This window comes from Streptomyces milbemycinicus (genome assembly GCF_002154605.1).
GTDB lineage: Bacteria > Actinomycetota > Actinomycetes > Streptomycetales > Streptomycetaceae > Streptomyces > Streptomyces milbemycinicus.
Genome location: NZ_MUNE01000814.1, coordinates 1 through 981, shown reverse-complemented (window position 1 = coordinate 981; position 981 = coordinate 1). Strand labels below are relative to the sequence as shown.

The 981-nt window shown below is 67.9% G+C and carries 1 protein-coding gene and 1 pseudogene; both read left to right on the top strand.

What is annotated here, in order from left to right:
* Window positions 1–480, top strand: a 480-nt coding sequence (locus tag CCN51_RS46880) for a GNAT family N-acetyltransferase (protein ID WP_086860968.1), incomplete at its 5' end; no start/stop codon positions are given.
* A gap of 150 nt (window positions 481–630) precedes the next feature.
* A pseudogene (locus CCN51_RS46875) lies at window positions 631–981 on the top strand (hypothetical protein); the annotation flags it as partial.

The window sequence follows — 981 nt, the reverse complement described above, 5'->3', positions numbered from 1 at the left end:
CCGCCCGCCGGCCCCGTCACCCACCGGCCCACCTACCGCCAGATGGTCCGCCATCTGCGCGCCGAGGCACACGCCGGGCGGATGCTGCCGTTCGTCGTCGAATACCGGGGACGGCTGGCCGGACAGCTGACCGTGGCCGGGATCACCTGGGGCTCGATGTGCTCGGGCCATATCGGCTATTGGATCGACGAGGGGGTCGCCGGCCGCGGAGTGATGCCGACCGCCGTCGCGCTCGCCACCGACCATTGCTTCCGTACGGTCGGACTGCACCGCATCGAGGTGTGTATCCGGCCCGAGAACGGGCCGAGCCGGCGAGTGGTCGAAAAACTGGGATTCCGCGAAGAGGGGCTGCGCCCCCGCTACCTCCACATCGACGGCGCCTGGCGCGACCACCTGGTCTTCGCCCTCACGGCGGAGGAGGTTCCGGAGGGATTGTTGGCCCGGTGGCACCGGATGAGGCCCAGCGCATCACAGAAATAAAATATGTGTTCGAAAACGCCCGGCATTTGAGCACATTCCCAACCTGGTCATCCCACCAATCACAAAAAAAGTTCGAGATATCAGCCAGATCGTGCGACACACCGCGCCAATTGGCAGATGGCCTCGCGCGGACCCCTCTACCGTGTGACCGTGAGCAGCAGTGGCCTCATCTACGCAGTCATCGTCGGGGCCTGGGCCGCCTATTTGGTGCCGATGTGGCTCCGTAGGCAGGACGAGCTCAATGAAGCCCGTCCCACGGAGCGTTTCAGTACCGCCATCCGGCTGTTGTCCGGGCGGGCGGGAATGGAGCGTCGATACGCCAAGGAACGGGCGGAGCTCGAGGTCCTGGGGGGCCTGGAGGACCAGGAGGGCCGCGCCGACGATACGGACCGCCCCGAGGCCGGGGCAGACCCCGTCGCCCCGGACCGGCGCGTGGCCGACCCGGACGCCGTGACCGACGCGGTCGACGTCCGGGCGTTCGCCGACCCCGAAGGCCCGGAA